22 protein-coding genes are annotated in these 21348 nt (G+C 72.5%); 13 read left to right on the top strand and 9 right to left on the bottom strand.

Translation table 11 applies throughout. The features are described 5' to 3' along the window. The first annotated feature begins 1 nt into the window (after position 1). The 4 genes from ACZ56U_RS09775 to ACZ56U_RS09790 all read left to right on the top strand — a co-directional run bounded on the left by ACZ56U_RS09775 (position 2) and on the right by ACZ56U_RS09790 (position 6622). Positions 2 to 1198, top strand: a complete 1197-nt coding sequence (locus ACZ56U_RS09775; RefSeq protein WP_469083493.1) for an FAD-dependent monooxygenase — start codon at positions 2 to 4, stop codon at positions 1196 to 1198. Positions 1199 to 1277: 79 nt separating this feature from the next. After that, positions 1278 to 2816, top strand: coding sequence for a hypothetical protein (locus tag ACZ56U_RS09780; RefSeq protein ID WP_469083494.1), 1539 nt, complete (start codon positions 1278 to 1280; stop codon positions 2814 to 2816). Between the two features lie 200 nt (positions 2817 to 3016). Further along, complete coding sequence (locus ACZ56U_RS09785) at positions 3017 to 5056, top strand: DUF4139 domain-containing protein (RefSeq protein WP_469083495.1); 2040 nt, start codon at positions 3017 to 3019, stop codon at positions 5054 to 5056. 6 nt (positions 5057 to 5062) lie between these two features. Next, complete coding sequence (locus ACZ56U_RS09790; protein ID WP_469083496.1) at positions 5063 to 6622, top strand: mucoidy inhibitor MuiA family protein; 1560 nt, start codon at positions 5063 to 5065, stop codon at positions 6620 to 6622. 73 nt (positions 6623 to 6695) lie between these two features. Here the strand turns inward: ACZ56U_RS09790 and ACZ56U_RS09795 are convergent, their stop codons facing one another. The 5 genes from ACZ56U_RS09795 to ACZ56U_RS09815 all read right to left on the bottom strand — a co-directional run bounded on the left by ACZ56U_RS09795 (position 6696) and on the right by ACZ56U_RS09815 (position 11283). Then, positions 6696 to 7661 (bottom strand): YihY/virulence factor BrkB family protein, encoded by a 966-nt coding sequence (locus ACZ56U_RS09795; protein ID WP_469083497.1) that lies wholly within the window; start codon positions 7659 to 7661, stop codon positions 6696 to 6698. A gap of 273 nt (positions 7662 to 7934) precedes the next feature. Then, positions 7935 to 8648 carry a cation efflux transmembrane domain-containing protein gene (locus ACZ56U_RS09800; protein WP_469083498.1) on the bottom strand — a complete coding sequence of 238 codons (714 nt, stop codon included), beginning with the start codon at positions 8646 to 8648 and terminating at the stop codon, positions 7935 to 7937. Beyond that, positions 8648 to 8983, bottom strand: coding sequence for an ArsR/SmtB family transcription factor (locus tag ACZ56U_RS09805; protein ID WP_469083499.1), 336 nt, complete (start codon positions 8981 to 8983; stop codon positions 8648 to 8650). The genes ACZ56U_RS09800 and ACZ56U_RS09805 overlap by 1 nt, the downstream gene beginning before the upstream one ends. Before the next feature lie 137 nt (positions 8984 to 9120). Further along, positions 9121 to 10239: an SRPBCC family protein gene (locus ACZ56U_RS09810; protein WP_469083500.1), complete on the bottom strand. Its 1119-nt coding sequence runs from the start codon at positions 10237 to 10239 to the stop codon at positions 9121 to 9123. A gap of 3 nt (positions 10240 to 10242) precedes the next feature. Continuing rightward, positions 10243 to 11283, bottom strand: a complete 1041-nt coding sequence (locus ACZ56U_RS09815) for a histone protein (RefSeq protein WP_469083501.1) — start codon at positions 11281 to 11283, stop codon at positions 10243 to 10245. A 218-nt stretch (positions 11284 to 11501) separates the two neighbouring features. Here ACZ56U_RS09815 and ACZ56U_RS09820 point away from each other — a divergent pair, with 218 nt between their 5' ends. The 8 genes from ACZ56U_RS09820 (at position 11502) to ACZ56U_RS09855 (ending at position 15287) form a co-directional block, all read left to right on the top strand. Next, complete coding sequence (locus tag ACZ56U_RS09820; RefSeq protein ID WP_469083502.1) at positions 11502 to 11879, top strand: gas vesicle protein GvpO; 378 nt, start codon at positions 11502 to 11504, stop codon at positions 11877 to 11879. A 28-nt stretch (positions 11880 to 11907) separates the two neighbouring features. Then, positions 11908 to 12375, top strand: a complete 468-nt coding sequence (locus ACZ56U_RS09825; RefSeq protein ID WP_469083503.1) for a gas vesicle structural protein GvpA — start codon at positions 11908 to 11910, stop codon at positions 12373 to 12375. A 2-nt stretch (positions 12376 to 12377) separates the two neighbouring features. Beyond that, positions 12378 to 13097 carry a GvpL/GvpF family gas vesicle protein gene (locus tag ACZ56U_RS09830; protein WP_469083504.1) on the top strand — a complete coding sequence of 240 codons (720 nt, stop codon included), beginning with the start codon at positions 12378 to 12380 and terminating at the stop codon, positions 13095 to 13097. A 37-nt stretch (positions 13098 to 13134) separates the two neighbouring features. Further along, complete coding sequence (locus tag ACZ56U_RS09835) at positions 13135 to 13383, top strand: gas vesicle protein GvpG (RefSeq protein WP_469083505.1); 249 nt, start codon at positions 13135 to 13137, stop codon at positions 13381 to 13383. 21 nt (positions 13384 to 13404) lie between these two features. Next, positions 13405 to 13821, top strand: a complete 417-nt coding sequence (locus tag ACZ56U_RS09840; protein WP_469083506.1) for a gas vesicle protein — start codon at positions 13405 to 13407, stop codon at positions 13819 to 13821. Continuing rightward, complete coding sequence (locus ACZ56U_RS09845) at positions 13818 to 14651, top strand: GvpL/GvpF family gas vesicle protein (protein WP_469083507.1); 834 nt, start codon at positions 13818 to 13820, stop codon at positions 14649 to 14651. The genes ACZ56U_RS09840 and ACZ56U_RS09845 overlap by 4 nt, the downstream gene beginning before the upstream one ends. Next, complete coding sequence (locus ACZ56U_RS09850) at positions 14648 to 14869, top strand: gas vesicle protein (RefSeq protein WP_391232059.1); 222 nt, start codon at positions 14648 to 14650, stop codon at positions 14867 to 14869. The genes ACZ56U_RS09845 and ACZ56U_RS09850 overlap by 4 nt, the downstream gene beginning before the upstream one ends. Before the next feature lie 79 nt (positions 14870 to 14948). Next, a complete protein-coding gene (locus ACZ56U_RS09855; protein WP_469083864.1) occupies positions 14949 to 15287 on the top strand; it encodes a gas vesicle protein K in 339 nt (112 codons plus the stop codon). Positions 15288 to 15368: 81 nt separating this feature from the next. On the opposite strand, the gene ACZ56U_RS09860 is transcribed toward ACZ56U_RS09855, so the two are convergent. Further along, complete coding sequence (locus tag ACZ56U_RS09860; protein ID WP_469083508.1) at positions 15369 to 16868, bottom strand: long-chain-fatty-acid--CoA ligase; 1500 nt, start codon at positions 16866 to 16868, stop codon at positions 15369 to 15371. Between the two features lie 148 nt (positions 16869 to 17016). Between ACZ56U_RS09860 and ACZ56U_RS09865 the strand changes: the two genes are divergently transcribed. Next, positions 17017 to 18219, top strand: a complete 1203-nt coding sequence (locus ACZ56U_RS09865; RefSeq protein WP_469083509.1) for a PucR family transcriptional regulator — start codon at positions 17017 to 17019, stop codon at positions 18217 to 18219. Positions 18220 to 18281: 62 nt separating this feature from the next. On the opposite strand, the gene ACZ56U_RS09870 is transcribed toward ACZ56U_RS09865, so the two are convergent. The 3 genes from ACZ56U_RS09870 to ACZ56U_RS09880 are packed head-to-tail and all read right to left on the bottom strand — an operon-like array spanning position 18282 to position 21255. Then, positions 18282 to 19022, bottom strand: a complete 741-nt coding sequence (locus tag ACZ56U_RS09870; protein ID WP_469083510.1) for a VOC family protein — start codon at positions 19020 to 19022, stop codon at positions 18282 to 18284. A gap of 50 nt (positions 19023 to 19072) precedes the next feature. Beyond that, entirely contained in the window at positions 19073 to 20182 is a 1110-nt protein-coding gene (locus ACZ56U_RS09875) for a beta propeller repeat protein (RefSeq protein ID WP_469083511.1), read from the bottom strand. Between the two features lie 2 nt (positions 20183 to 20184). Further along, entirely contained in the window at positions 20185 to 21255 is a 1071-nt protein-coding gene (locus ACZ56U_RS09880; RefSeq protein ID WP_469083512.1) for a hypothetical protein, read from the bottom strand. Positions 21256 to 21348 lie beyond the last annotated feature (93 nt).

The following is a 21348-nucleotide window of genomic DNA, read 5'->3' on the forward strand; positions in this document are numbered from 1 at the left end:
CATGCCGCAGCGCGCCGCGACCGTCGTCGGCGGCGGCATCGGCGGACTCGCGGCGGCCATCGCCCTGCATCGCCGGGGCTGGCGCGTCGAAGTGCTGGAACGGGCCGGGGAGTTCACCGAGATCGGCGCCGGCATCTCCCTGTGGCCGAACGCGCTGCACGCGCTGGAGGCGCTCGGCCTGGCCGACGCCGTACGGGCGCTCGGCGCCGTGGAGGCCGCTGGAGGCGTACGCGACGGCCGGGGCCGGTGGTTGTCCCGTACGGACAACGCGGAGCTGGAGCGCCGCTTCGGCCACCCCCTGCTGGTCCTGCACCGCGCGGACCTGCTGCGGGCGCTCACCGCGGCGCTGCCCGCCGACAGCCTGCGGCCCGGCTGCGAGGTCTCCGCGGTCCGCGACGACGCTGCCCCCGACGACGGCTCGGGCCTGGTCGTCGAGCACCGCGGTGGGCGGTCCCGGCCCGATCTCGTGGTCGGCGCCGACGGGCTGCGCAGCGTGGTGCGCCGTGCGCTGTGGCCCGACGCGGTCGGCCCCCGGTATGCCGGGTACACCGCGTGGCGCATGGTCACCGAGCCCCTCGCCGAGCCGCCCGCCGAGGGCGCGGCGACCTGGGGGCGCGGCGAGCGGTTCGGCTACACGGCGTTGCCGGGCGGCCGGATGTACTGCTTCGCGACCGCCTCGCTCCCGGCCGGGACAGCCTCCGGTTCGACCGAGTACGCCGAGCTGCTGCGCCGATTCGGCGCCTGGCCGGACCCGATCCCCGCCCTCCTCGCCGCCGTCCCCGCGGACGCCGTACTACGGCATGACCTCTACGACCTGCCGCCCCTGCCCGCCTTCTCGCGCGGACGGGTGGCGCTGCTGGGTGACGCGGCCCACGCGATGACCCCCAATCTGGGCCAGGGCGCGTGCCAGGCCCTGGAGGACGCGGTCACCCTCGCCCACTGCCTCGACGGCACCCCGGACATCGCCGCCGCGCTCTCCTCGTACGACCTGCTGCGCCGCCCCCGGACCCAGGCCGTCGCGCGCCGCTCCGCCCGGCTCGGCGCGGTCGGCCAACTGTCGTGGCCGCCGGCGGTGTTGCTGCGTGACGCCGCGGCCCGGCTGACGCCGACGCGGGCGACGCTGCGTTCCATGACGCCGGTGCTGGGCTGGCGGGCGCCCGGCGAGGGGACGAGCGCGACGCGCGGCGGGAACCACTGACGCCGAACGGGACTCTCTTCCTCCGAGCGAGATCCCTTGACACCAATCGAAGCCCATTGACGCCGAACGAGACCCCCTGATGCCGGACTGGACCTATCACCCGCTGCGTGGAGCCGCCACCGCCGTGCTCGGCCGCCGCCGTTCGCAGCGGGCCGCGCTGGGGCTGCTGGCCCGGGTCGGCTCCCGGCCCGCCGGTGCCCGGTTGATCGCCCGCGGGTTCGGCCACCGGCATCCGCCGCGACGACTCGCCGGGGACGTCGCCGGCGTCCCCGTGGCCGTCCGGCTCGGCATATCCGTCCCGCCGGCGCTGGCGCGGGCGACGGTTCGGGCCATGCCGCCGCTGGGAGCCGGGTTCGTCGAGGTGGCGCCCGTCTCGGCGGCCGACGTGCCGGTCGTACGACAGGCCGCGGCCGGTCGTACGATCCCACTGCTCGTCCGGACCGGGGACCCCGACGTCAAGGCCGCTCTCGCCCCGCATGTCGACGGGTTCACCGGCGCCGACCCGCGCATGGTCCCTGTCGGGGACCCGTCGGTCACCGCCGCGGCCGCCGCGCTCGGGGAACCGGGCACTGTCGTCCTCGCCCGGCCCGGGGTGCTCGTGGAGGCCGGGCCCGGTTGGTTCGCGCGGGTCGTCGAGGCGGCCACCCCGACCGCGCCCGCGCCGGGCCCACGGGACGTGGGCCGTGATCCCCGCCGCTGGCCCGCCTGGTGGTGGGCGCTGCTCGTCGGACTGGGGATGACGGGCGCCGGGCTCGGTGCCGCGGCGATCACACTCGGACCGGTGCTGCTCTGGTACGACCGCGACTACCTCGGGATGACGCTGCACGAGCTGCACGCCGCCAACCACCACCTCGTGCACTTCCTCCAGCACGACCGGATCACCATGGCCGGCACCATGGTGGCGATCGGCGCCCTCTACACCGGCCTCGCCCTGGGCGGCATCAGACGCGGCTGGCCCTGGGCCCGCGAGGTGTACCTGATCTCGGGGGCGATCGGCTTCCCCACCCTCTTCTACTTCCTGGGCACCGGCTTCGTGGAACCCCTGCACACGGCCACCGCCCTCATGCTGTTCCCGATGTTCGTGGCCGGGGTGCGCCGGACCCCGCACGCACCACGGTGGCGGACGGCGCCCGAGGGGCCGGAGTCGGAGCGCCTGCGGGCGCTGACCGGCCAACTACTGCTGATCGTCACGGGAGTCGGGCTGTTCATCGGCGGTGCGGTGGTCTCGGTGGTCGGCCTGACCGACGTCTTCGTACCGACCGACCTGACCTTCCTGAGGACCAGCACGCAGGCGCTGGAAGCCGTCAACGCCCGGCTCGTGCCGTTCATCGCCCACGACCGCGCGGGGTTCGGCGGCGCCCTGATGTCCGCGGCGGTCGCGATCGTCCTGCTCAGCGCGTGGGGCTGGCGGCGAGGTGAGGCGTGGGTGTTCTGGACGCTGGCCGCGGCGGCGACCGCCGGCTTCCTGCCCGCCGTGGTGGCCCACGGAGTCATCCACTACACCAGCTTCGTCCACCTCGTACCGGTCTACATCGGCATCGCCCTGACCGGCACGGGGTTGCTGCTGGCGCGGCCGTACCTCTGCGCGAGGACAGCGACGACGAGGCCGGAGGGGTGACGGGCGGACGGTGCCGGCAGGGGGAGGGCTGAGGGCCCGGGCGGACGGAGGTGACCGGCGGACGGAAAGTGGCCGGCATCTCGGCCGCGGAATGCCGCCTCCGCGCCGGGGCACTCCTCGCATCGCCAGGGGGTCGAACCACCACCTCGCGGGCGGGCGTTAGGCTTCGCCGGGCACGGACAGAACGGGGGGCTGGGGACATGGGGTCCGAGGAAGCAGCGCGGTGGGGGACGACGCTCGACGCGGTTGTCGTGTACGCGCAAGGGGCGCTGTGCACGCGGGTGGCGCGGGGTACGGTGCCGCCCGGCGGGCGGGTGCTGCTGACGGGGCTGCCGCGTTGTCTGGACCGCGGCTCCGTGCGGGCCCGCGTGCTGGGCGACTCGCCTGTACGGGTCACCGAGGTGCGGATCGACATGGGTGCCGAGCCGGCCGACCCGGGGTCCGCGGACGGTCTGCGGCTGGAGAGAGAGCGGCTGGACGAGGCGTGTGAGGCGGCCCGAGGGCGCCGTGACCGGCTCCTGGGCCGGATCAAGGAGATCACCGACCTCCACCCGGTCCCCCCGGGCCGTAAGCGTGAGGACCCGCATCGCCGCACCCCCGCCGAGGCCTGGCTGACCCTCGCGGACTTCGTGGACGAGCGGCTGACGAGCCTGCACGACCGCCTCGCCGCCCTGGAGGAGCAGCTGCGCCGCCTGGAGCACGACCGCGCCGTCGCCACGGACCGACTGCACCGCGCCTCCACCGACGCGCCGCCAGGACAGGTCCGCACCACGGTCGGCGCGGCCGTCACTCTCGACGGCACCGGCGAGGTGCTGCTGGAGGTCGAGTACGCGGTCCCGGGCGCCGTATGGGTCCCCGCCTACCGTCTGACCTACCGCCAGGGCGACGGCAGCGGCACCCTCGTGCTGCGGGCCGGCGTGGCCCAGCGCACCGGCGAGGACTGGAGGGGTGTGCGTATCGCGCTCGCCACCGCCGACCTGAAGCGCCACACGGAGTTGCCGCGGCTGCGCTCCCTGCGGATCGGGCGCCGTCAGCCCGCCCCCGCACCGGCCGGCTGGCGCGAGCCCCCGGCCGGGCTCGCCGACCTCTTCACCGCCTACGACTCGGCGGGACCCCGCCCGGATTCACCCGCCGAGCCCGAGGCCCTGGCCGTCGGAGGGCTTCCCCTGCCCGTCGCCGGGGGCCCCGTTCCCCCTCCCGCGCCGCCGGCCTACGGCGCTCCGCCCCCGGTGCCCGCCGCGCCCGGCAGTCTTCAGGCGATGCCCCCGCAGGCGAACCGGTTGAGGCAAGGCCCGCCCGCGTTCGCCGGCGCCGCCATGGCCGTGCCCGCCGCCATGCCGCAGGCCCCCTCGGGTGCGTTCGCGCCACCCCCGCCGTCGGCCCCGCCCGTACCGGTGGCGGGTCCCCCGCAGCCCAGCGGCGCCGAACTCGACTACGCCGGACTCGTCCTGAGCGGTCCCGACGAGCCCGAGAGCCGCAGGGGCCGGCTGTTCCCCGCCACCTCCTTCGACCCGGTCGCCGTCGAGTACCGGCGCCGCGCCGAGACGGTGGCCGCGCTGCCCCTGCCCTGCCACGCCGTGCGCCCCCGGGAGTCGGCGGGCTCCTTCGACCACCGCTACGACGCCGTCGCCCGCGCCGACATCCCCTCGGACGGCACCTGGCACACCGTCACCGTCACGCGGATCCCGGTCGGTCTGCGGACCGAGTATGTCTGTGTGCCGTCGGTGGAGCAGCGGGTGTACCAGACGCTGGTGCTGTCCAACGCCACCGACCAGGCGCTGCTCGCCGGGCCTGTGGAGGTGGCTGTCGACGACGACTTCGTGCTGACCGCCGCGCTGCCCACGCTCGCCCCGGGCGGGGTCCGCCGGATGGGGCTCGGGCCGGCGGAGGACATCGAGGTCACCCGGCGCACGAGCCTGCGGGAGTCGACGGCGGGGCTGCGCAACAACGTCACCGTGCTTGACCACGGCGTCCACGTGGAGCTTGCCAACCGGCTCGCCAGGCCCGTCACCGTGGAGGTCCGCGAGCAGGTGCCGGTCAGCACCGAGGCCGACGTCCGCATCGAGGAACGCGCCGACTGGACGGTCCCCCAGGACGACGAGGGGCCCGACCACCTCACGCCGGGCACCCGCCTCTGGCGCGTCGATCTGCCCGCCGGTGGCACCGCCGCCCGCGATGGCGGCTACGAGATCCGTATCCCGGCCGCGAAGGCCCTCGTCGGCGGAAACCGCAGGAGCTGACCCACCATGCCCACGGACCTCGAGCCGATCCCGCTGCCCGTCACCGCCGTCACCTGCCTCGAAGACCGCGCCCAGGTCGAGCGCACCGCCGTGCTCGACCTCCGCGCCGGCGTCCAGCGGCTGCGTCTGGGCCCCGTCAGCGCGCTGGCGGTCGACCGCACCCTGCACGCCGAGCTGGCCGGCGACCATCCGGCGACCGTCCTGGACGCCAGGGTCGTGCGCACCTGGACACCGCAAGGACCACTGCCCGACGCCGACTCCTCGGCCCTGCGGCTACGCCTCCACGTGATCGAAGAGGAACGGTCCGCGCTGGAGCGCCGGCGTGACCGCCTGCGCGCCCGCCTCGACCTGCTCGGCCGCCTCGCCACCGACCTGCTGCGGGAGATCGGCGAAGGCACCGGCCACGGAGAGGCCGACACCGCCCGCTGGAGCGCCGAACTGGACCGGGTGGACGAGGAACGCGACACCCATGGCGAGCATCTGCGCGCCGCCGAGGCCCAGTTGCGGACGCTCGCCACCGAACTCCAGGAGGCCGAGCGCGCCATCGAGCTCGCCGAGCGGCGCCCCGCCGAGCTGGTCGGTCACGTGGAACTGACCGTGGAGGCCGCCGTCGAGGGGCCCGCCCGTCTGCGGCTGACCCACCTCACCGCGTGTGCCCTGTGGCGTCCCGCCTATCGTGCGGTGCTCGACGGGGACGCGCTCACGCTGGAGACCGACGCGATGGTCTGGCAACTCACCGGTGAGCACTGGTCGGACGTGCGCCTGACGCTGTCGACGGCCCGCTCGGCGCTGTCCACCGAGCCGCCCCGGCTCGGGGAGGACCGGCTGACCCTCACGGAGCGCTCCCCCGCGGAGCGGCGCACGGTCGCCGTCGAACTGCGCGAGGAGGAGATCGCGGAACTCGGCCCGGCCTCGGTGCTCGGACTGCCGGGAGTGGACGACGGCGGCCGTACGCGCGTCCTGCACTCGCCCGCGCCCGTCTCGATCCCCGCCGACGGCCACGCCCACCGGGTACCGCTCTCGGTGGCCACCACGCCCGCGCGCAGCGAGTACGCCTGCTCCCCGGAGCTGTCCCCGCTCGTCACCCACGTGGTGCGCGGCGACAACCCGACCGGTCACGCTCTGCTGGCGGGCCCGGTGGACCTTGTCGGCGCCGGCGGGTTCGGCGGCCGCGGCACCCTGGAGTTCACCGCTCCCGGTGCGCCGCTGCGGCTCGCGTTCGGCAGCCACGACGACTTCCGGGTGGTCCGCGAGGTGGAGGAGCACCGCGACACCGCCACCATGACCCAGCGCACCACCGTCACCCGCACGGTGCGGCTGCACCTGTCCCGCTTCTCCGCCCCCGGGGAACAGGGCGAGCAGAAGGTGGCGCTGCGGGAGCGGATCCCGGTCTCCGAGGTCTCGGCGGTGGAGGTGCGGCTGCGCGAGGAGGCCTGTTCCCCCGCCCCCGACGCGGTCGACGCCGAGGGCATCGCCCGCTGGGACATCGCCCTGCCGCCGAACGGCCGTCGCACGGTCACGCTCGTCTACGAGCTGTCGGCGAGCGGCAAGGTCAGCGGGGTGTGAGCCGCGGTCCGCACGGACAGGTCGTCCGGCGCGGCGGTGCCAGGGTCGACCCGCCGCGGGCAGGCGTGCCGTGTCAGGGGCCTGGGCCCGGGTCCGGGTGGACGGCCGATTCGATGCCGGCGCGGGCCGCTTCCAGCTGGGCGGCGAAGGCGATGCCCAGGAAGAGGGCCACGGCGGTGAGGTTGGCCCACAGCAACAGGGCGATGAACGCGGTGAGCGGCCCGTAGACCCCACCGAAGGCACCGCTGCCCTCGACGTACAGGGCGAGCAGCCAGGTGGCCGAGACCCACAGCAGAAGGTGCAGGGCCGAGCCGAACGCCAGCCAGGTGTAGCCGGGTTGGCGTCGGCGCGGGGACCAGCGGAAGATCACGGCGGAGGCCATCCAGGCCAGCAGCAGCCCCACGGGGATGTCGAGGACACCCCACCAGCGTGCGGCGCCTTGCTCCCAGCCGAGGGTGTCGGCCACCGCGTCGCCGACCGCCTGTCCGGCGACCAGCACGACGAAGCCCAGGACCAGCGGCAGACCGGCGGCGAACGCGAGGACGATCGCCCGGGCGTACTTGCGCGGGAAGGGCCGGTCCCGCTCGATGCCGTAGATGCGGTTCGCGCCCCGCTCGATCTGGCCCATGGCCGAGGCCAGGTTCAGCAGGGCGAAGCCGGTGCCGAGCCACAGGGCGAGAGTGCTCCACACATCGCCGTTCGCGGTGCGCCGGGAGCCGTCGAAGGCATCCTCGACGATCTCCGCGCTGGCACCGGGCACGATACGGCCGAGGGTGAGCTCGATGACCCGGCCCACCGCCTCCGTGTGCACCGAGGTGGCCAGTCCGACCAGGGCCACGGTGCACGGAAGCAGCCCCAGCACCACCTGGAAGGCCAGCGCCCGCGCGTTGCTGAAGCCGTCGGCGTAGCGGAACCGGGCGAAGGAGTCGGTCAGCAGCCGCAGCCCCCCGTAATGGCGCAGCGCGGTGAACGCCTCGTCTCCGGAGAGCTCCTCTCCGATCATGTCCCGGGTCTGAGGGACATGGACAGCGCTACCCATGGCGTAAGAGCTCCTCGTCGTGCGGCTACGGCTTGCTGTCCACCTGCCCCGCAATTCCTCCGTCCCACCTCTTCCGGGGAGGCGGGACGAGGGCCACCCGAGACCCGGGTGCGATGCTGCGTGCATGAACCATCTCGGCGACGCGAACCTGCGGACCTGGACGCTGCGACGGACGACCCTGCTCGCGGCCGATCCGCGTGATCAGCTCGCCTGGCTGGACGGGGGCGCGGTCGGGACGGAGCACGATCGCCCTCGGTGCTCCCGGCGGCCGTGTCAGCGGGAGGTGACGGGCAGGTGGTGTTCAACGCAGCCGCAGGAATCCGTGTCCCGCCGATCCGGGACCGGCGATGCCGGAGTCGCGCAGCAGCCCTTGCCCTGCCAGGCGTCGCGGCCCTCCTTGAGGGCGAGGGCGGCTATGACCAGGGCGGCGATCGGGTCGGCCCAGGACCAGCCGAGGGTGGCGTTGAGGACCAGGCCGATCAGGAGTACGGCCGAGAGGTACGTGCACAGCAGGGTCTGCCGGGAGTCGGCGACGGCGGACGCGGAACCCAGTTCACGGCCCGCGCGGCGCTGCGCCGCGGACAGGAACGGCATGACCGCGAGGGAGAGGGCGGCGAGGGCGATGCCGAGGACGGAGGGTCGCGCCTCGCCGGTGCCGGTCAGGGTTCGGGCGGCGTCGACGACGACGTAGACCGCGAGTGCGAGGAACGAGACGGCGATGACGCGCAGGGCGCGTTGCTCGCGGGCCTCCCGCAGGGCGTGGTCACGGGCGGAGAACTGCCAGGCCACCGCCGCGGCGGAGGAGACCTCGATGACGGAGTCGAGTCCGAAGCCGATCAGGGCGGTGGAGGAGGCCAGGGTCCCGGCGGTGAGGGCGACGATCGCCTCGATGACGTTGTACGCGATGGTCGCGGCGACCAGCAGACGTATGCGCCCGGCGAGTTGCTCGCGCCGGACCGGCGAGGGGCCGAGGTGCAGGGTGGTCATCAGCAGCACCCCTTGTCGTCCGCCTCGGCGCAGGTGCGGTCGGTCTCGACGGCCAGCACGGCGGTGCGCAGGTCGTCGAGGGCGTGGCCGAGGCGTGCGTCGGCCAGTTCGTAACGGGTGCGGCGGCCGTCGGGCACGGTGACGACCAGGCCGCAGTCACGCAGACACGCCAGGTGGTTGGAGAGCCGGGTGCGGGAGACGTCGAGCGCGTCGGCGAGGTCGGCGGGGTAGGCGGGGGCCTCGCGCAGGGCGAGCAGGATGCGGCAGCGGATCGGGTCGGCGAGTGCGCGGCCGAAGCGGGCCAGCACCTCGATGTCAGTGGCAGCGGTCAGCACACCAGGACAATACAGGGATGTCTGAATTCAGAAAAGGCTGAACTCATCTCCTCGTAGCAGGAAGCCGTGAGCAAGGGCCGACGTCCCACGTCGGCCCTTGCTCGGCGGCCGCCCGGATGGCGCGGCCCTCTGTGCGGCTAGCGGCGCCGCCGGCCCGGACGGCTTGCTTCGTCCTCGTCCTCCTCGGGGGCGTCCTCGTCCTCGTAGTCCTCCTCGGGGACCTCTTCGTCCTCGTACTCGTACTCGTCCTCGTCCTCGTCCTCGTCCGGTTCGTCGGCGTACGCCTCGGGTTCCTCTTCGTCCTCCTCAGGGTCCTCGTCCTCCTCAGACCGCCCGTCCCCGTTCTCTTGCCCTTCCTCGTCCTCGTCCTCGTACTCGCCCTCGTACTCGCCTTCCTCGTCGTCGGTGTCCTCGTCTTCCGCTTCGCCTTCCTCCTCCAACGCTTCCTCGTGGGTGCGGACCACCTCGCCGTCACGGATCTCACCGCGCCAGCCCTCCGCCTCGTCGGTCGTGAGCGAGACGTGCCGAAGGAAGTGCTTGAGGTCCAGACGCAGGCGCCGACCCTGGGCGCGCCACAGATTCCCGGTCTTCTCGAAGAGTCCGGAGGGGTAGTACTCGACCACCGCGACGATGCGGGTCAGTGTCGGCGTGAGTTCGTGGAAGCTCACGCAACCGCGTGTCGTGCCCTTGGCGCCTTCGGAGGTCCACACGATCCGCTCGTCCGGTACCTGCTCCTGCACGGTGGCCTTCCAACCGCGCGTCGACGGCCCGACCTTGACCTTCCAGTCGCTGGTGGTGTCATCGTTGCGGGAGACATCGCGCACACCTTTGGCGAAGCCACTGAAGTCCTCGTACTGCGTCCAGTGGTCGTACACGGTGCGCAGCGGCAGGCCGACATCGAGGAACTCGACGATGTTGATGACTTTGCCGCCGCTCTTGCGGCCCTTCTTGCCCTTGCCGAACAGCTTGGAGGCGCCCTCGGTCACCTTGTCCTTGAGACCGCTGAAACCCTGGCCCATCATCGCCTTGACGGGCGAGTCTCCTTGCAGCATCCGCCCTCCGACGCCGGCTACGTCGGACAGCTTTCCGTTGCCCTGCGCGACGTCCTGGAGCTGGTCGGTGACCTCCCCCAGCTTGTCCGTGGCCTTGTCCGCGAGCTGCCCGGCCTGTGCTTCCAGGAACGAGGTCAACTCTCCGAGCAGCTGGTCGAGCCCGGACTTGGGCTCTTGTTCGCTGGCGCGGTCCGACTTCGTCATGACCTACCTCCGCGTGGACGGCTTGCGACCCGGCGTCTTCTTCGCCGCGGTCTTCTTGGCTGCCGTTTTGCGTGCCGGAGTGCGCGCAGCGGTCTTCTTCGCGGCTGTCTTGCTCGCCGGGGCGCGCTTGGCCGTCTTCTTGGCGGCTGTCTTGCTCGCCGAACCGCGCGCCGCGGTCTTCTTCGCCGGGGCCTTCGTCGCTGTCTTCTTGGCGGCCGTCCTCGACGGCGCGGCCTTCTTCGCGGCCGCCGACTTGGACGGGGTCTTCGTCGGCGCCTTCCCAGCGGTCTTCTTCGCCGCGGTCTTCTTCCCCGCCGTCTTCCGAGCCGGGGGCGGCTGCTCTGCCGGAGCCGAGCGACGGGCCCTGCGCGCTGGTGCGCTCTGGGGAGCCTTGGCCGAGGGCCGGCCGCGCCTGCGAGGCGGAGGCTCCTCCTCGGGTTCGTCTTCTTCCTCGGGCTCGTAACCGTCTTCGGTTCCCTCGCCCTCGTCCTCGTCTTCCTCCTCGTCGTCGTCTGCCTCCTCGTCGTCTTCCTCCTCGTCCTCCTCCTCGTCCGTCGCGGGCTCGTAGCCCTCCTCGGCCTGTTCCTCGTCTTCCTCCTCGTCCTCGTCCTCGTCCTCGCCTCCCCCTTCGGCTTCCTCCTCGTCCTCGCCTCTCCCTTCGGCTTCCTCCTCGTCCTCGTAGTCCTCAGGCTCCTCCTGGTCCTCGTCGTCCTCGTCGTCGGCTTCGCCGCCGCTGCCCAATGCGGAGGTCCGCTGGTGGAGCGAGTCGGCGAGGTCGGCGAGCTTGCGGTTGGCCGCAGCCGTCACAGCCTTCTTGCCCGCCTCCAGAGCTTCACCGCGAAGCTGCTCGCTCATCTCGGCGAACTGAGGCGTCTCCTTCAGCTTGGCGAGGCCCTGCGTCATGAGCTGGCCGGGCTCAAGCGCGAAACGGCGGCCGGCAAGGTAGGTCGCCGCGGTGAACGCGAGGCGGCCCTTCTTTGTCCGTCCGAGTACATAGCCCCCGGCCACGGCGGCCGCGAGCGCGATTTTGGTCGAGTCCTGCATGAGCTGCTGTCCCTTCACCGGGGCGCTTGCGGGCTGTACGACGCTGCCCAGGGACACCGGGTGGGTCTGCGGATGTGCCGGCTGCTGTCCTGCTGGCGCCGACCGAAGCACGCCCCGCTCGTGCGGCCTGTATACCGCCCGCCCCCGACGCGGAACATATTTCCCTATATGCTGACATTGTAGATTCACAACTCGGTATTCCCCCAGCGGAGCGTCCGATGGCCGAAGAACCGGCACGACCGCGCAGAGCCCGTCCCCGCCGGACCGAGGAGGACGACGAGTCGCAGGACAGGGCTCCCGCACGCCGCCCCTCCGCCCCCAAGCGGAAGGCCGGGGTTCCCAGCGCGGCTTCGGCGATGCGCTCCGCGGCCGGGCAGCTGGCCCAACTCCTGGGCCGCACGCCCGACTCCGTCTCCTCCCTCAAGCCGACCGAGGACGGCTGGCAAGCGCAGGTGGAGGTGGTGGAACTGGAACGCATCCCCGACACGACCAGCGTGATGGCCAGCTACAAAGTCACCCTGGATCCGGAGGGACAGCTGGTCTCCTACGAACGGACCCGCCGCTACAGCCGAGGAATGATCGACCGGCCGACCTGACGTCCAGATCGCCGGGAAGGGAGGCGCCATGACCATGGTGCCGCAGAGCGGCAGCAGCGTAAGCAGGGGCCCGAGCGGTTCGGGCAGCCTCTACGACGTCCTGGAACTCATACTCGACCGCGGTCTGGTCATCGACGTGTTCATCCGCATCTCGCTGGTGGGCATCGAGCTCATCAAGATCGACGTCCGCATCGTGGTGGCCAGCGTGGACACCTACCTGCGCTTCGCCGAAGCGTGCAACCGCCTCGACCTCGAAGCAGGCCGCAAGGCACCGGCCCAACTCCCCGAAGTCGTCGGAACGATGATGGAGGGCGGCGCCCGCGGCAAATCCAAGGGCGCGCTCAGCGGAGCGGTGGACGCCGTGACCGAATCCCTCACCGGCCGGTCCTCCAAGCAGGAAGAACCGGAGGAGGAAGCCGAACAGGAAGCCGAAGAGGAAGCCGCCCCCAGGAAGCGGCGTCCCGCCCGGCGTCCGGCACGCCGGGAGAGGGAGTGACCATGGCGCTCTACGTCTACGCGCTCACCGGCAAGGACCATCCCCACCGCCTCGACGGCCTGAAAGGGGTGGGATCCCGCCCCGCGCCCGTGCGCACCGTCACCGCCGGTCTCCTGTGCGCGGTGGTCAGCGACGTCTCCGAGGAGATCCGGCCCAAGCGCCGAGACCTCCAGGCACACCAGGAGGTGCAGGAGCGCCTCATGGCCGACGCAGTGGTCCTGCCACTGCAGTTCGGGTACATCGCCCCTGACGAGCAGACCATCCGGCAGGCCCTGGACGGGAATCCGGACTCTTACCTGGCCACTCTGGAACGACTCGACGGCTGCGCCGAGTACCACGCACGGGCGACCCAGACGGACGAGGACGAGTTGCTGCGCCGGATCCTGCGGGACTCTCCCGAGGCGAGGGAACTCAACGAGCGGATCCGATCCGGCGCGCAGGATCCGCAGTTGCCTCTCGCGCTCGGCGAACTCGTCGCCCGCGAAGTACAAGAACGCCAGGACGCACTGGCCGCCGGGCTGGTCCACGCACTGACTCCCTACGCGCGCGAGCACGCCACTCGTCCGCCCTCGCCCCCAGACTTCCTCAATCTGTCGCTGCTCGTACCGCACGAGCGCAAGCACGACCTGCTGGCAGCGCAGGCGGGCCTCACCGCGCAGATCGACGGCGGAGTCGACTTCCGACTCACCGGCCCCCTGCCCCCGTACAGCTTCGTTCAGTGACAGCCACGATGCTTCGAACGTGGCGGGAGGAGACGAAATGGGACTGCTGAGCCGGCTGTTCACCCTTCCCGTCGCACCGGTGGAAGCCGTCGTATGGGCCGCCCAACGGGTGGCTGAGAAGGCCGAGGAGGAGTACTACGACCCGGCCCCTGTACGGCGCGAGCTGGCCGACCTCGAGCGGCGGCTGCTGCGCGGCGAGATCGACGAGGAGACCTTCGACCGCCAGGAGGACGAACTGATCGACCGGCTGACAGAGATCGCAGAGTTCCGCCGGCAACAGCCCTGATGGGCAAGGGAGGCTTCCCACGTGTCCGAGCCACTACCCGACCGACTGGGATCCTTCCCGTCCCGCGCCGCCTCGACGCCTTACGGACAAAGCACCTCCAGCCTCGCCGACATCCTGGAGAGAGTCCTCGACAAGGGCATCGTCATCGCCGGCGACATCCGCATCAACCTCCTCGACATCGAACTGCTGACGATCAAACTCCGGATCCTGATCGCCTCCGTCGACAAGGCGAAAGAGATGGGCATCGACTGGTGGGAGCACGACCCCTCGCTGTCCTCCCGGCACACAGGCAGCCCTCTCGAGCAGGAGAACCGGCGCCTGCGCGCCGAGTTGGAGGCCCTGCGCAGCGATCGCGTCGACGGCGAGGAACTCCCGCCCCGCGCAACCGGCGAGGAGCCCGAGACGGGTGAGGGAACCGCACGGGGGCGCCGCACATGAGCACACCTGACGACACCCTCACCTACGTCTACGCCGCGGCCCCCTTGACGACGGATCTCCGCGACGCCGCCGCCGGGCTCCGCGGGATCTACGGCTCACCCGTCCTCTTCCTCACCGCCGGCCCTGACACCCCTGAGCCGTCCCTGGCCTTCGCCGCCGGCCACGTTCCCCACCGTGACTTCAGCGAGCACGGACTGAAGCACCGCTTCGAAGACCTGGAGTGGCTCGAGAGCGTCGCGCGCGCCCACCACGACGTCATCCAGGCACTCTCCCTGCACGCCACCGTCCTGCCCCTTCGTATGGCCACCGTGTACCAGGACGACGACCGCGCCCGCCGAGCGCTCGCCGAGCAGCACCACGTATTCGCCGACAGGCTCGCCCAGCTCGCCGACCACACCGAATTCGGCGTGAAGATCTACCTCGCCCCCACCGCCGCGGCGCCCGAACCCGGACCTGCCGCCGGCACCGCCACTCCCGGCAAGGCGTACCTCCAGCGCCGCAGGGCCCAGCACAACGCCCAGGAAGCCGTCTACAGCCAGGCGCAGAAGGCCGCCGCGGCCATCGATGCCATCGGCTCCCGATACGCCTCACAGCGCGTGCGCCACCCCACCCAGAGCGGCAGCCTGAGCGGTCCCGCCGAGAATGTCCTCAACGACGCCTACCTGATCCCCGACGCGTACGCGGAGCAGTTCCAGGCCGCCGTCGCCGAGGCCGCCGGAGCCTTCGACGGCGTTCGTGTCGAGGTGACCGGCCCCTGGGCCCCCTACTCCTTCGCCATGCCGCCGGCCGAACGGCAGAACGCGGCCGCCGGCGAGGAGCGCGCCCCATGACTGTCGACAGGTACGGAGAACCGCTTCCCGGGCGCCAGGTGGCCCTCGTGGACCTTCTCGACCGGCTGCTCAGCGGCGGCGTCGTCATCACCGGCGACATCGTTCTCTCCATCGCCGGCATCGACCTCGTCCGTATCTCCCTGCGCGCCCTGGTCGTGTCCGTCAGCTCCGAGACCCGCCCGGCCATCGCGCCGCAGGAGGGCGGCCCAGGTGAGTGAGGAACGCGAACGCCCCCAGCGGGGGACCCGTCGCCCGTCGCCGCCCCCAGCACCCGCTCTGGAGGGCGTCGGCGACACCATGTCCCAGGCGCTGCGGCTGCTCCAGGCACCTCCCCTGCCACACGAGGCAGCCCCGCGCCCGGCCCACCGCATGTACACCGACCGTGACACGGTCGAAGAAGATCTCCTCAAGCTCGTGCTCACCGTGGTCGAACTTCTGCGCCAGCTCATCGAGCGCCAGGCCTTGCGCCGCGTGGACGCGGGAGACCTCACCGACGAACAGGAGGAGGAGTTGGGAGCCACACTCCTGGCCCTCCACGACCGCCTGGCCGACCTGTGCGCCGAGCACGGCTACGCGCTGGAGGACCTCAACCTCGATCTCGGCCCGCTGGGCCCCCTCCTGCCGCCCCATACCTAGCGCGGGCTCCCGGTCTCCGCTCCCCTACAGCGGCGCGGCTGGGCGGGCCGGGCCGCCCGGCGAGTCCGAGCGGCCCGGCCGTCAGCCCCTCGGCCGCGCTGCCGGCGCGCTGATCTCCCGCTTGAGGATCTTGCCGCTCGGCCCCGTCGGCAGGGAATCCATCAGCCACACGGCCCGGGGGTACTTGTACGCCGCCACCCGGTCCTTGACGTAGCGCTGCAGCTCGTCCGGCGTCGCCTGCGCGCCCGGGCGCAGCACCACCGCGGCGGCGATCTCCTCACCGAGCTCCTGGTGCGGCACGCCCACCACCGCGGCGAGGCCGACGGCCGGGTGCTCGTGCAGGACCTCCTCGATCTCGCGCGGGTACACGTTGTATCCGCCGCGGATGATCATGTCCTTCTTGCGGTCGACGATGTAGAGGTAACCGTCCTCGTCCCGCCGGCCGAGGTCACCGGTGCGCAGCCAGCCGTCGGGGATGGCGATCGCCGTCTCCTCGGGACGGTTCCAGTAGCCCTTCATGACGTTCGGTCCGCGCACGGCCAGTTCGCCGATCGCGCCGGTGTCCACGTCCTGGCCCTGTTCGTCCAGCAGCCGGACCTCCACGTCCTGGATCGGCGTGCCGATGGACCCGGCCTTGCGCGGCCGGTCGACGTGGTTGAAGGTCACCACCGGGCTGGTCTCGGACATCCCGAAACCCTCCAGCACCGCGCACCCGAAGCGCTCCTCGAACGCGCGCAGGACTTCCACCGGCAGGGACGCGCCGCCGGAGATGCACATCCGCAGCGTCGACACGTCCGCCTCCGCCGGATGCTGGAGCAGGGCCGCGTACATGGTCGGTACGCCCTCGAACACGGTGGCCCGGTCCCGGGCGATGGCGTCCAGGACGGCCCGCGGTTCGAAGCGCGGCACGAGGGTGAGCGAGGCGCCGCTGCGGATGGCCACGCTCATCGTGCAGATCTGGCCGAAGATGTGGAACAGCGGCAGACACCCCACGACCACGTCGTCCGAGGTCATCCGCGCGACCCGGGCCTCCATGACCTCGGTGTTGTGCCGCAGTCCGGCGTGGGTGAGCGCGGCGCCCTTGGGCTTGCCGGTGGTGCCGGAGGTGTACAGCAGGACGGCGATGTCGTCGTCGGCCGTCCGCGCCACCTCGGTCAGCGGCTCGTGCCCGGCGAGCCGCGCGGCGAGGGACGCGGGCTCCACCGCGATGCGCCGCACTCCGGCACTCGCGGCGCCCTGGGAGCCCTCGCCGGGCGCCTGGTGCCATTCGAGGAGCAGCGCGGCTTGGGAGTCGGTCAGGTGGTACGCGGTCTCCCGCTCCTTCAGCAGCGGGTTCAGCGGCACCACGATCGCCCCGGCGCGCAGCGCGCCGTAGTAGAGGACGACGAACTCGGGGACGTTGGGCAGCATCAGGGCGACGCGATCGCCGGGGCGTACGCCCTCGGCCCGCAACAGCGCGGCCGCCCGGGCACTGCGCTCGTCCAACTCCCCGTAGGAGACGCTGTCGGGGCCCAGTCGCAGTGCGGGACGCCGCGGCTGCCGGGCCGCCGTCCGCACCAGGAACTCCGCCAGATTCGCCATGCCTGCCTCCACGAACTCACCGTTGAAATCCGTTGTTCACGTGGGCGACATCGTGCGTCGAACCGCGGCCCTCGCCTATGGGCGATACGACACCGTCCCACGCCGTCAACTGTTCCGGCGAACAAAACAGCGGCATTAAGCTGCGATGATGGACCTCTCAGACGTGCTCGCGGTGATCCATGGCCGGTACCCCGAGCTGGGCGGGCGGATCGCGGAACGCATCCGTGCCGAGGTTCCCGTGTACGCCGACGAGTCGCTCATCCCCTTCGACTCGCTGCGCACGTCCTGCACCGCCAACGTGGACCTGCTGCTGCGCCATCTGCTCGGTCTCATCGGCCCGGACCCCGATCCCGCACGGCAGACCGGCCGGACCCGCGCCGAGCAGGGCATGCCGCTGCCGGACATCCTGCACGCCTACCGGATCGGCTTCGAGTGCGTGTGGTCCGAGATCCTCACGGAGGCGCGTGCCCACCCCTTGGTCCCCGACATCCAGCTGGTGGACCGCTCGGCGGACCTGTGGCACCTGTTCGGCCTGTACGCCGAAGCCGTGGCGGCCGCGCACCGGGAGACCAGCGCCGAGCTGGCCGAACAGCGCGGCGCCCGGCGTTCGGCCCTGGTCGAGGCGCTGTTCTCCGGCGTGATCGCCGACCGCATCACCCTGTGGGAAGCGGCGCGCGAGCTGGGCCTGCCGGAACGCGGCCCCTACACCGTCGTCGCGGCGTCCGCGGACTCCCCCGGCGTGGAGCCCCTGCCCGGCGCGGAGGCCTCGCTGCGACAGGCTCATCTCGCCTCCGCCTGGCGGCTGTTGCCGGACCAGCAGATCGGCCTCATCGCCGTCACCACACCGAAGGCGGAGGCCACGGCCCTGCGCCTGCTGCGGCGCGCCGGCGCCCGCGTGGGCGTCAGCCCTTCCTTCGCCTCCCTGCGCGACACACCCCAGGCACTCCGCTTCGCCCGCCTGGCGCTCGCGGGCCTGCCGGGCGACGCCCCGGGCGTGGCCCGCTTCGACGACAACCCGCTCGCCATGCTCGTCGCCGCCGCACCCGCGGAGGCCGCGCACCTGATGAACGTGGTCCTCGGACCCGTACTCGACCTTCCGGGCCTGGAACGCGTCAGGCTCCTGGACACGCTGGAGACCTGGTTCGCCGCCGGCGGCTCCGCCACGACCGCGGCGGAACGGCTCTACGTCCACCCCAACACCGTCCGCTACCGGCTGCGCCGCGTCGAGGAGCTGACCGGCCGCTCCCTGTCGGACCCGCACACGGTGGCCGATCTCGGCGCGGCACTGCTCGTGACGCGCGGTGCCACGGGGGCGCGGGCCGCCGACGGGCAGCCGGCGTCGGGCGACTGACCCCGAATTGGCGCCGCGCGTCCCGTCGTAGCGCCTGCGTGCCGACGGGACGTCGTGTCCGCTCAGGACGGGGCGAGTACGCAGAACTCGTGGCCGTCCGGATCGGTGAGGCAGGTCCAGGGCACGTCTCCCTGCCCCACGTCGAGGTCGGTGGCGCCGAGGCTGCGCAGCCTCGCGACCTCGGCCGCCTTGTCGTCACCGGGGTACGGCAGCAGGTCGAGATGGACGCGGTCCGGCGCGGTCCGCACGTCGGGCGTGCGGAGGAACTCGAGGTAGGGGCCGGCGCCCTTGGCTGAGCGGAAGGTGGCGTGGTCCTCGGACACGTCGTGCAGGGTCCAGTCCACGGCCGCGTCCCAGAACCGGGCCATCGCGCGCGGGTCCGCGCAGTCGACGACGACCGCGGCGATCGGCCCGGTGTCCCGGTAGACCTCCCGGGGCTCCAGCACGCAGAACTCGTTGCCCTCGGGGTCGGCCAGGACGGTCCACGGCACCTCTCCCTGGCCCACGTCGACGGGTGTCGCGCCGAGCGTCCTCAGGCGCTCGACCAACTCCGTCTGATGGGCCGCGGAGGTGGTGGCGAGATCGAGGTGCACACGGTTCTTCGTCGCCGTCCTCGGTTCCGGGACGGGCACGACGTCGATACCGAGGACGGCCGGGTCCGGCCAGACGAGGCCGCCGGGGGGACCGACGTAGGTGGTCACGCCGGGACTGTAGGCGGTCCAGCCGAGCGCCTCCGCCCAGAACCGGCCGACCGCCGAGGCGTCCAGAGCCTTGATGTTCACGTGAACCGGTCGCAGTGCCATGCCGCGATCCTATGCACCCCCTCCGCGACGGCGGCCCCCACGTCCGTGTCTCAGCCGAAGCGCAGGATGCGCGGGGCGAAGGTGTTCTCGGGGCCGGTGGCACGGCCGACCGACCACACCGTCTCCGTACCCGGTACCGGCGCCAGCCGCAGCGTGCGGGAGTCGCCCTCGCCGGGCACCGCCGGCTCGCTGTACTCGGCGAACGACTGCCCGTCCCAGGCGAGGAAGTCCGGGCCGGGGACGAGCGGCGGGTAGCTGCCCGGCGGGCCCCACTTCTGCGCGTTGGCCACGGCCACCCAGCCCAGTTGGCCGGAGGCGTTCGGGGTCAGGGAGGTGATCCCGCCGAAGTCGGTGGGGATCGTCACCCGTTTCCAGCTCTGCCCGTCCCAGCGCACCAGCAGGGGCGGGATCGGCCGGCCCACCGGGCCGCCGACGAACCCGGCGGTGCCCCCGGCCCACACCTCGGTCGGGGAGACGGCGAGCACACTGCCCACGGCCGACCGCGGGTACCCGTCCACGACCGTCTGCTGCCACGCCTGCCCGTCCCAGTGCGACACGGCCGCCCCCGAGCCGGTCTCGCCCGCGGCCCAGACGTCGTCGGCCGCGAGGACGTGCAGGCCGTAGACCCATCCGGGCGGCGCGGGCACCTCCTGCCAGCCGCGCCCGTCCCGACGCAGCAGGACCTGTACGCCGTCCCGGGAGCCGATCAGCCATGTCTCGCCGCCGCCGGTGACCACCCTGGTCAGCTGGACCCCGCGTGGCGGACGGCTCTCGGACCAGGCGATGCCGTCGAAGCGCAGGAGCCGGGCGCCGCCCGCCGAGTCCCGGCCCACCGCCCACACGGCGGTCGGTGCGGTGGCGGCGACCGACAGCAGCTCGCCCTGCCAGGCGACCCCGGGCAGGCTCTGCCGCTGCCACGCGGTCCCGTCCCAGCGCAGCACCAGCGGGAAGCCCGGCGCCTCGCGGCCGACGGCGTCGGCACCCACCGCCCAGGCCCGGTCCGGTCCGGTGGCCGCGGCTTCGTTCAGCGCGGCCTGGGGACGCACCTGTGCCGGGACCGGAAAGTGGTGCCAGGACAGGGTGTCCGCCGCGGCCGGGCTCAGGGTGGCCACGAGGGTCATGGCGACGGCGAGGGCGGCGAGGAGAAGTCTGCGTGCCATGGTCAGCCTCCCAGTCGCTCACTCATCAGGTTCGGTTTCGAGCCGTAGATCTCGACGGTCCCGAACGACAGCAGCGAGGACCCGGCCCTCGCCAGTGCGCGCGGGTGGACGTCGATGGCGTTCGTGCGCTCCGGGCCGTAGGAGAAGGTGGTACGGGTGCCGGACACGCGTGCGTACTTCGACTGGAACGCGCGGTCGCCGCGCATCGGCAGCCACAGCGCGCCGTCCGGGCCACGTGCCATGGACTCGGTGTAGGTGTCGCCCAGCGGCGGGTAAGTAGTGCGCCAGGTATGCCCGTTGAAGGTCATCAGGTAGGTGCGGGGCGCGCCGTCGGTGTACTGGCTGCCACCGATCGTGATCCGGCCTGCCGGTTCGAGCAGGATGGTGTGCACGTTGGCGTTCGCCGGCAGAGGTACGTGCGCGTCCCGCCAGGCCGTGCCGTCCCAGCGCAGGACGGTGCTGCCGGTGTCGGTGTCCGCCCAGGCCCAGGCGTCGGTGGCGGTGCGGGCGTTGATCCCCATCACGTACCGGACACCGTCCGGGATGGACTGGGTGCTCCAGCCGGAACCGTCGTGGTGCAGCACCTTCAGCCCGGTGTCGTCCTCGCCGACCACCCACGCGGCGCCCGGTACGGCGGCGAAGTCCTGGTAGGTCCACAGGGTCTGGGGCAGCGGGAGGGCATCCCACCCGGTGGCCGACCGGCGCAGGATGTCCCCCGCGCCCATCCGGTTCTGGAAGATCCACACCTCCTCGCCGACGAACTGCACCTTGCGCAGCCAGCCCGGTTCCCCGGCGCCGGGGAAGCCGGTGTCCCGGCTCCAGGCCGTGCCGTCCCAGCGGTACAGCATCGGCCGCAGTCCATCGGCGGCGTGTTCGTAGCCGGTGGCCCACGCATCCGCCGGACCTCGGGTGGCGAGATCGGACACCGTCAGCGGTGTGGCGGCCGCCGGGGGCACCGGCAGCGCCGACCAGGTCGGCGTCACGGCCGCGGCCGGGGTGACGGCCGCGGCCGGTGACACCATCGCGGCACACGTGATCACAAGGCAGACGACGAGCGTTCGGAGCCCCTTCACGAGACCTCCCCAGGCGCGAAGGCCGCTCAGCTTAGGGGCGTTGGCCTCAACTGTGAACACACGGCGCAGGGCCGATCCGCCCTTCGTCGTCGG

Source organism: Streptomyces sp. NPDC034103 (assembly GCF_055575395.1).

Bases quoted from the DNA above. Each gene is read 5' to 3' on its own strand.
- ACZ56U_RS09775 (WP_469083493.1), top strand. From the start codon at position 2: ATGCCGCAGCGCGCCGCGACCGTCGTCGGCGGCGGCATCGGCGGACTC.
- ACZ56U_RS09780 (WP_469083494.1), top strand. From the start codon at position 1,278: ATGCCGGACTGGACCTATCACCCGCTGCGTGGAGCCGCCACCGCCGTG.
- ACZ56U_RS09785 (WP_469083495.1), top strand. From the start codon at position 3,017: ATGGGGTCCGAGGAAGCAGCGCGGTGGGGGACGACGCTCGACGCGGTT.
- ACZ56U_RS09790 (WP_469083496.1), top strand. From the start codon at position 5,063: ATGCCCACGGACCTCGAGCCGATCCCGCTGCCCGTCACCGCCGTCACC.
- ACZ56U_RS09795 (WP_469083497.1), bottom strand. From the start codon at position 7,661: ATGGGTAGCGCTGTCCATGTCCCTCAGACCCGGGACATGATCGGAGAG.
- ACZ56U_RS09800 (WP_469083498.1), bottom strand. From the start codon at position 8,648: ATGACCACCCTGCACCTCGGCCCCTCGCCGGTCCGGCGCGAGCAACTC.
- ACZ56U_RS09810 (WP_469083500.1), bottom strand. From the start codon at position 10,239: ATGACGAAGTCGGACCGCGCCAGCGAACAAGAGCCCAAGTCCGGGCTC.
- ACZ56U_RS09815 (WP_469083501.1), bottom strand. From the start codon at position 11,283: ATGCAGGACTCGACCAAAATCGCGCTCGCGGCCGCCGTGGCCGGGGGC.
- ACZ56U_RS09820 (WP_469083502.1), top strand. From the start codon at position 11,502: ATGGCCGAAGAACCGGCACGACCGCGCAGAGCCCGTCCCCGCCGGACC.
- ACZ56U_RS09825 (WP_469083503.1), top strand. From the start codon at position 11,908: ATGACCATGGTGCCGCAGAGCGGCAGCAGCGTAAGCAGGGGCCCGAGC.
- ACZ56U_RS09830 (WP_469083504.1), top strand. From the start codon at position 12,378: ATGGCGCTCTACGTCTACGCGCTCACCGGCAAGGACCATCCCCACCGC.
- ACZ56U_RS09835 (WP_469083505.1), top strand. From the start codon at position 13,135: ATGGGACTGCTGAGCCGGCTGTTCACCCTTCCCGTCGCACCGGTGGAA.
- ACZ56U_RS09845 (WP_469083507.1), top strand. From the start codon at position 13,818: ATGAGCACACCTGACGACACCCTCACCTACGTCTACGCCGCGGCCCCC.
- ACZ56U_RS09850 (WP_391232059.1), top strand. From the start codon at position 14,648: ATGACTGTCGACAGGTACGGAGAACCGCTTCCCGGGCGCCAGGTGGCC.
- ACZ56U_RS09855 (WP_469083864.1), top strand. From the start codon at position 14,949: ATGTCCCAGGCGCTGCGGCTGCTCCAGGCACCTCCCCTGCCACACGAG.
- ACZ56U_RS09860 (WP_469083508.1), bottom strand. From the start codon at position 16,868: ATGGCGAATCTGGCGGAGTTCCTGGTGCGGACGGCGGCCCGGCAGCCG.
- ACZ56U_RS09865 (WP_469083509.1), top strand. From the start codon at position 17,017: ATGGACCTCTCAGACGTGCTCGCGGTGATCCATGGCCGGTACCCCGAG.
- ACZ56U_RS09870 (WP_469083510.1), bottom strand. From the start codon at position 19,022: ATGGCACTGCGACCGGTTCACGTGAACATCAAGGCTCTGGACGCCTCG.
- ACZ56U_RS09875 (WP_469083511.1), bottom strand. From the start codon at position 20,182: ATGGCACGCAGACTTCTCCTCGCCGCCCTCGCCGTCGCCATGACCCTC.